Raw genomic sequence first — 7220 nt, 5'->3', positions numbered from 1 at the left:
ATTGAGCAAGGTTTGCTGACATGAAGATCAAACTCTATGGCTGTTCAGTTAGAGTTCGGTATTGTTGTCGAAATGAAGGCAAATGAGAAGCCAAAGCGAAAGATAAATCGGCTTTGGCTTCATTTAGTTGCTTTTGCTTATCCGAAGCGCGTCCGAGCTTGATTGAAACTCGATCAGTTCGAGTGTTCTAGCTCTAGTTGCTCGGCTTTTTGGTAAGCAGGGTGGCTCGTTAAAAGATCACCGTATTTAGCAATGTTAGGGTAGAGCGCAGTGGCACCGAAGTTACCCACGATTTCTACGATGAACGACATCATGAAATCGGCACCCGTCAGAGTATCAGCAACAAGGTAAGTTTTACCTTCAAGCGCTTCGTTGACAAAGGTTAGGATCTTTTGGTTTTCATCATCAGCGTAGCCGCCAAGGAAATTAGTCTCGCAACCGTCTTTCATCACAAAGATTTTAAGTAGCATTGGCAGAATACCAGAGCTTTCAGCGAAGTGAAGCCACTGTGAGTATTCCACGTAGTCAGCGGTGCCGCGCACTGGTGCGAACTTACCTTGACCGTATTTGTCGATTAGGTACTCGGTGATAGCACCAGATTCGCTGATCACGACGCCATCGTCTTCAATAACCGGAGATTTACCAAGAGGATGAACGGCCTTCAATTCTGGTGGCGCTAGAAACGTTACACTGTCTCGTTGGTATGGTTTGATTTGGTAATCTACTCCAAGCTCTTCCAATAGCCAGATGATGCGTTTTGAGCGAGATTTGTTTAGGTGATGCAAAGTAATCATGATTTTACCTAGTTAACTGGTTCAGTTTTTGAATTTATTTAGCTTCGTTTGTTTTGATAACAAGCTTACCGAAGTTTTGGCCTTCCAATAGACCCATGAATGCTTGTGGCGCCTCGTCTAGGCCTTCAACTAGGTGCTCACGGTAATGCATCTTGCCTTGAGACAACCATTCTGTCATTTGAACAGCAAACTCATTGTAACGGTGTGCGTAATCATCAAAGATAATGAAACCTTGCATCTTAATACGCTTGACCAAAAGAGTGCCCATAAGGCTAGACATGCGATCTGGGCCTTCAGGAAGTGATGTCGCATTGTATTGTGAAATAAGGCCACAAACAGGAATGCGAGCACCAGTGTTAAGCAACGGCATTACCGCATCGAACACCTTGCCGCCAACGTTTTCAAAATAAACGTCGATGCCGTTGCTACATGCTTTAGCCAGTTGCTCCGCGAAGTCGTCGGCTTTGTGGTCGATACATTCATCAAAACCAAGCACTTCTTTCGCGTACTGACATTTCTCTTGACCACCAGCAACGCCAATGACACGACAGCCTTTTAATTTTCCGATTTGGCCAACGGTTGCGCCTACTGCACCTGTTGCAGCCGCAACGACTAGAGTGTCGCCTTCTTTAGGTTGGCCGATATCAAGTAAGCCCATGTACGCAGTAAAGCCTGGCATACCCATGATGCCTAGTGCGTAAGAAGGGTGTGTTGGCTCTTTACCTAGTTTGATTAGGCCTTCACCATCAGACACACCAAGATCTTGCCAACCGGTGTAAGCCAGTACCCATTCGCCAACTTCAAAATCGCTATTGTTTGACTCTTCAACCTGACACACGGTTGCACCGACCATCACTTCATCAATCGCAACAGGGTCTGCGTAAGATTTAGCATCGCTCATTCGGCCACGCATGTACGGGTCTAGAGAAAGGTAAACTGAGCGAAGTAACATCTCGCCGTCTTTAATTGTTGGTGCGGCTACTGTCTCCAAACGGAAGTTATCTTGAGTCGGTGCGCCTACTGGGCGAGAAGCCAATACGATGCGGCGGTTGTCTTGTTGAGTCATTGGGTATCCTTAATTTTATATTATGTTTATTTAGAATTAGACCAGTCGTCTAGTCTTGTTGTCTAAAAATCCCGCCGTCATCAAATGATAAGAGGGCGGGTTATCTGTCGTTAGTAAAGACTAAACACAGTACGTGGTTAGTTTTTACCTTTTAAAATCTGTTGGGTTAGGTTTAAAGCTGATTCTAAGCTACGTGAACTCTGGCTTAGTTTGCTTAATAAGCTTGCGCCTAACCACATAGAATATAGATTTTGAGCGGTTTCTTGGCTCTCTTCAACCTTTATCGAGCCATCATCAATACCACCGACAATGCACTGCTCGATGGTATGCGTCACTTTCTCAGCACCTTTCAATAGCGCTTGGCGCATAGGATCAGAAAGATCAGAAACTTCGGCGCTGAGCTTAACGACTAAGCATTTATGAGCGTTACAAGTACCGTTTTCAATCTGTGACCATCGAGTGAAATAACTGATAATTCTCTGGTAATGGTTGCCTTCACCATGAACCAAAATAGTTTCAACTCTGCTGATGTAGGTCTCAAAATAGTGCTGGATCAGAGCCTCGCCAAATTGCTCTTTAGATTTAAAGTAGTGGTAAAACGATCCTTTTGGAACATCCGCTTCTTTAAGCAATTGCGATAAGCCAACGCCGTTAAAGCCGTTGTTCACTATTAATTGGTAGCCAACATCTAAAACATGCAGGCGTGTGTCGTTCGTTTTATCGTTCATGGGCTTACTATAAGTTAAATTAGACCAGTCGTCTAGTCTTCGGCTTTTTGAGGTATATTCCGTCGTTACAAAAGTGGCTTCAAATATTCAAACGTTCACATATAAAAAAGCCCCAACATAGCTCGTATGTTAGGGCTTAAATCAGTCTCTTCAATTATTTGATAGAGATTAACTCAACATCAAAAATCAAAGTTGCTGATGGTGGGATAGGGCCTGAACCACCTTTACCGTAAGCCAATTGGCTTGGGATAAACAGGCGAACTTTTTGGCCTTCGACCATGTAAGTCAAACCTTCTTGCCAGCCTTTGATCACTTGTTTAAGAGCAAATGAGATTGGCTCACCACGATCAACAGAGCTGTCGAAAACAGTGCCGTCGATAAGTGTACCGTGGTAATGAACCGTTACTTTGCTGTTCTTAGTTGGGTGCTCTGTACCAGTACCTTCTTCAAGAACTAGGTATTGAAGACCACTTTCAGTCGTAACAACCCCTTCTTTAGCGCCGTTTTCGATAAGGAATTGTTGGCCTTGTTCAATATTTTCTTCGCCAGATTTATGGTTCATCCAAGTGCGGTAGATCATGAAGCCAGCCAAAATAAAGACAATGACCGGGATGATAAATTTAGACATAGTAAAACCTATTTATTGTTGATTTTTTATAGAGAAAAGCCGTTAAGGCTGAGTCAAAAGGTAGTTGATCGTTTTTGCGATACCTTGAACATCTTGGTGACCTGCTGTTAGTACTTGGTATTTACCGTTGATGATAAATGTTGGTACTGAGTTGATTTGACCTTTAACCGAGATCTCTTCAGCTTTCTTTACGTAGTCAAATAGAGCGACTTGCTGTTCTTTGTTCAGTTGGTATGGGCTAACCAGACCACGAGAAGTGAACGCAGTCTCTAGAGCTTGTTGACGTTGTTCAGGAGTCGCATCTGCACCCATTTGAACCGCACCAAATAGGTCGTCCATGAACGCGTGGTCAGGGGTCGCATCAAGTTGCATTACTGCTGTGTAGTAGATCATTGCGCTGATTTGAGCACTTTCATTGAACGTAACGTGCATCTTGCCAATAGTTTGGTCTGTTAGAGATTCGATCTCTGGAATTGCACTTTCCATTTGACGGCAGTGACCACAATTTAGAGAGAAGATTTCAGTGATCGGAGACAGGTTAAATTCAGTTAGAGCAGTAGGCAGCGCTTCGTATTGAACGCCTTTCTGTGGCTCGTCTGTTTCACTACAACCCGCGATAATCAGTACGGCAGCAAGTGCTGTGATGAATTTAGTAAATGGTTTAAACATAATGTTTGCTCTAGCGTTGAGAAGTCGTGAGATTCTAACTATTTAGTACGAATTGGAAAACAATTATAAGGTAAATAAATGCAAACAGTTGGAACGGGCGGGCGATGACAGGCGAGTTGACGATTAACTGTGATCAAAAACACTTTTTTTGGACGTGCTTTCTTTTCGTATAAAGTTTTTGTCTAAAGTTTTTCTCTCAGTGCCGATATAGACATTAGTGAATGGTTTATCTGCATAAGTGGTTGGTGAAGTAATGAGATATTTAGCGATAATGTTAAGCATAGCTTTGGCTGGGTGCGAAACTACGTTACCAACAGGGTTATTCGGTGAGGATATGTTACAAACTGCACCGAAAACTGATTATGACATTATGTACCCTGAATGGGGTGTGGTTCAAACCACTCATCAGCAAGGAACTATTACCACTAACTACGGACGTGGCGTTTCGACCAATGATCCACTGGAAGTCTTTTTAAGACAAAACCGTATCGATTTTGAAGTTTTACCTGGCAACCATGTGATGGTAAAGCTTGTACAGCATGTGAACTTTAAAACAGGTTCGACATCTCCTGAACCCGCTTACAACAATTGGTTGGACACGTTAGGCAGCTATCTTTCTCGACGCCAAGACATTGATGTCGTCATTGAAGGACACACTGATAATACAGGCAGTGATCGTGTTAATGATCCGCTCTCTGAACAGCGCGCAAAAGAAGTGAAAGCTCGCTTAGAAAGTAACTATGTTTCGAGTCGTGCTATTTACACCCGCGGTTTCGGTGAGTACGTTCCCGCGTGTAACAACGCTTCAGCACAAGGTAAAGCCTGTAACCGCCGTGTAGAGTTGATGCTGATTGTGGCGAAATAGATGCGAGAAGCTTGATTCTTTGAATCGAAAGAGCGTATCGATTACAGACATAAAAAAATCCCTCATGAAGAGGGATTTTTTGTATTTAGCTTGTGTTGCTTTTTCCGCTTATGCGAACTGTTTTTCTAAGTAAGATACGATATCCGAAGATTCGTACATCCACTCAGTTTTACCGTCTTTCTCGATACGTAGACAAGGCACTTTCACACGACCGCCGCCAGCTTCAAGTTCTGCACGGTGTTGTTCGTTGTTTTTTGCATCACGAAGTTCAAACTGAACAGACTGACGTTTCATCGAGCGTCGTACTTTTACACAAAATGGACATGCTTCGAATTGGTACAACGTGTGCGTTTTTGCCTGTTCGTTCACTTTGCTTTGTTCTTCTTGAGAACGCTTCACACCGCGTGGGCTGAAAACAAAATTCAACAGCAAGATGACGCGACCTAAAAACCAACGGATAAACTTCATAACTCTCTCTACATATTTAAAATTAGCGTTACAATTTGCAGCATTATATACACAAGTTTTGTCAGATGCTCGCAACAAACCGCTAATATCTATTTTGTCCGTTCGATCGTGTGAGACTTCGCCACATTTAGCCCTAAACGTTTGGACAGTCGAGTCAGGTTTGCTCGGTCTGTTTTCAGAACTCGCCCTGCTTGCGCCCAGTTAAAGTTGGCATCTTCCAACACCTCAGTGATGATGCTGCGTTGAAAATCATCGGTAGCGCCACGTAAACCTGCAGATAGGTCGATCGTTGGTGTTGATAAAGGTGTGTTTTTTACCTGTGTCGTCGCTATAGGCTGATCTTGGTCGAGTGGGCCACAATCTTCTTTAGTGATTGTCACGAGGTTTTTGTTGGTGCTACGAGCTAATGCTTTTAGTGCTGAACGGCTAATCACGTGCTCAAGCTCACGTACGTTACCTGGCCAACCGTAACGGTTTAAAAATACCAGTACATCAGAGCGGAATTTAACTTGGTTGATACCAAGTTTACGACGTGCCTGTTCTAGGAAGAAGCCTGCTAGCAAGCTGATGTCGTCACCTCGGTCTTTCAGAGCTGGCACTGCGATAGGGTACACACTCAATCGGTGGTATAAATCGGCTCTGAATCGACCGTCTTCAACTTCTTGCTTTAAGTCTCGGTTGGTTGCAGCTAAAACACGAACATCAATAGTTTGAATGTTGTCTTGGCCTACAGGTTGGATTTCGTTGTTTTGCAGTGCACGCAATAGCTTACTTTGTGCTGCTAAAGGCAATTCACCAATTTCATCTAAGAATAGCGTGCCGCCATCGGCTAGAGCAAACTTACCTAAGCGGTTTTTGTCTGCACCAGTAAACGCGCCACGAACGTGACCAAATAGTTCACTCTCTACCAAGTTCTCAGGAATAGCTGCACAGTTGACATAGACGAGTGGGTTACGTTTACGCTGCGATTGGTGATGCAGGGTTCGAGCAACGAGCTCTTTACCAACACCTGTATCACCATGAATCAGAATATTAAATTCAGAGGGTGCGACAACCGCGATATCGTTTTTAAGCGCGACCATGGTGTCACTATTACCAATCAATTCGCCGCCGTCACGTTCCCACGCTTCAACATTCAGCTCTTCCAGTAATTGCTTTGACTGTTTTGCTTGATGTTCAAGTTGCGAGAAAGTCATCGCCATTTGCATCGTAGAGGCAGCAATAGCAGCGAGAACTTCTAGGTTCCGAGCAGGAATATTCGCGAAGACATCAGGTTTTAGGCTGTCGAGGGTTAGTACCCCTAACAATTTGTCACCAAAAAGAAGAGGCAAACCCATACAGGCATGCATAGGCAAATCGCCGTCGTGGTCGATCAGTAAGCCATCGAAAGGATCAGGCAATGAGCTATCCGCATCAAAACGAACTGGAGAACGCGATGCACAAATCGCATCAAAACGTGGATGTTCTGAAATAATAAAGCGGCGACCGAATGTATCTCGACTGAGCCCTTGCATTGCGATGGGTACTAGCGTGTCGCCTTGAAGGCTTAAAAGTGCGACACAATCACACGTTATGGTTTTACGAATGGCATCGATTAAGCGATTGAAACGGTCTTGATCGTTCACACCGCTGGCTAAACCAATGGTCATTTCCATGAGAGTGGATGCTGAGATATCTTGCATAAAGGGCTCATACTGTTTGTATTTTTATACATGGTAGAGTCTTTATGACATAAAAAAAAGGTCTTTTTGACTAAAGTTTGAAGAGGGTTTTTGAAGGAATGCTAGGCACAACAAGCTTTCGCATGTTGGCACCGTTTGTGCAGTGTGTCCATTGCGTGTTGTCTATATGACTGAATAACTGACCTATCATTGATTTGAATCAATTAATGCGAATTTATCAGTCCACGTAATTCTCATAAAAATAGTAGCCAAAGAGCTCATTGAGAAAGAATTAATATAAAGTCATCTTTAAATAAAATTAGTCAATTTGACATGAAAGG

Annotated in this window: 8 protein-coding genes; 1 reads left to right on the top strand and 7 read right to left on the bottom strand. The window is 43.5% G+C overall.

Annotated features, from left to right (window positions below):
- Positions 1-173: 173 nt before the first annotated feature.
- The 5 genes from AB4653_RS07865 to AB4653_RS07845 form a co-directional block, all read right to left on the bottom strand.
- A complete protein-coding gene (locus AB4653_RS07865) occupies positions 174-794 on the bottom strand; it encodes a glutathione S-transferase family protein (protein WP_009845492.1) in 621 nt (206 codons plus the stop codon).
- A gap of 34 nt (positions 795-828) precedes the next feature.
- Positions 829-1860, bottom strand: coding sequence for an NADP-dependent oxidoreductase (locus AB4653_RS07860; RefSeq protein ID WP_012600487.1), 1032 nt, complete (start codon positions 1858-1860; stop codon positions 829-831).
- Between the two features lie 137 nt (positions 1861-1997).
- Positions 1998-2588 (bottom strand): TetR/AcrR family transcriptional regulator, encoded by a 591-nt coding sequence (locus tag AB4653_RS07855; RefSeq protein WP_009845490.1) that lies wholly within the window; start codon positions 2586-2588, stop codon positions 1998-2000.
- Between the two features lie 154 nt (positions 2589-2742).
- On the bottom strand, positions 2743-3216 hold the full coding sequence (locus AB4653_RS07850; RefSeq protein WP_012600489.1) for an FKBP-type peptidyl-prolyl cis-trans isomerase: 474 nt from the start codon (positions 3214-3216) through the stop codon (positions 2743-2745).
- Between the two features lie 42 nt (positions 3217-3258).
- Entirely contained in the window at positions 3259-3885 is a 627-nt protein-coding gene (locus tag AB4653_RS07845; RefSeq protein WP_099165583.1) for a thioredoxin domain-containing protein, read from the bottom strand.
- 271 nt (positions 3886-4156) lie between these two features.
- On the opposite strand from AB4653_RS07845, the gene AB4653_RS07840 reads away from it, so the two are divergent.
- Complete coding sequence (locus tag AB4653_RS07840; RefSeq protein WP_009845487.1) at positions 4157-4750, top strand: OmpA family protein; 594 nt, start codon at positions 4157-4159, stop codon at positions 4748-4750.
- A gap of 108 nt (positions 4751-4858) precedes the next feature.
- Here the strand turns inward: AB4653_RS07840 and AB4653_RS07835 are convergent, their stop codons facing one another.
- Together AB4653_RS07835 and norR are read right to left on the bottom strand one after the other, a co-directional pair.
- On the bottom strand, positions 4859-5218 hold the full coding sequence (locus AB4653_RS07835) for a glutaredoxin (RefSeq protein ID WP_065679986.1): 360 nt from the start codon (positions 5216-5218) through the stop codon (positions 4859-4861).
- A gap of 89 nt (positions 5219-5307) precedes the next feature.
- A complete protein-coding gene (gene norR / locus AB4653_RS07830; protein WP_009845485.1) occupies positions 5308-6900 on the bottom strand; it encodes a nitric oxide reductase transcriptional regulator NorR in 1593 nt (530 codons plus the stop codon).
- Positions 6901-7220: the final 320 nt, after the last annotated feature.

The organism is Vibrio sp. 10N.222.48.A3, from assembly GCF_041475345.1.
Lineage (GTDB): Bacteria > Pseudomonadota > Gammaproteobacteria > Enterobacterales > Vibrionaceae > Vibrio > Vibrio tasmaniensis_A.
This window is presented reverse-complemented; position numbering and strand designations above follow the sequence as displayed.